The following is a 461-nucleotide window of genomic DNA, read 5'->3' on the forward strand; positions in this document are numbered from 1 at the left end:
TAATTCTGCATTATCTTTAATGATATTTCGGATTTCATTAAAATCTTTTGTAACAACCTTGTTATGCTCTTTTGCATCTCCGCCTAATACTACAGCGGTAAAGGTACTGTCTTCAAAAATATCTTTGTACTGTCCACTCGCTTCAACGCCTTGACCCTTAATTAAGGCTTTAAAAGCAGTTTGTACATCTTTGCTCTTAGAACTTGTTTCTAATTTCACGTAAATTGTTCTACCATAAGCTACATTAGACACCATAACAGGCGGAGCCRCATTRCTTACCCCTTTACGAGTTAACTCRTCAAAAGTAACACTATTATCAAAAAGATCTGATGGATTGTTWGGTAGTTCTGCACTTACGGTATAAAAGATTTGCTTATATGCCGCAACCATTACTTTTTTCTCTCCATTTGCAACAGCATTAAAGTCAATATTCAGTGAATTGTCAAGGTATTTAGCGTTAA

At 35.0% G+C, this 461-nt stretch carries 1 protein-coding gene; it reads right to left on the reverse strand.

All coding sequences use genetic code 11. From position 1 onward, the window contains the following. Positions 1 to 461: thiol-activated cytolysin family protein (locus AC1DIT_RS28515; RefSeq protein WP_476998633.1), on the reverse strand; the 461-nt coding region annotated here is incomplete at both ends.

The sequence above is a fragment of the Bacillus sp. 05T22 genome (genome assembly GCF_056396765.1).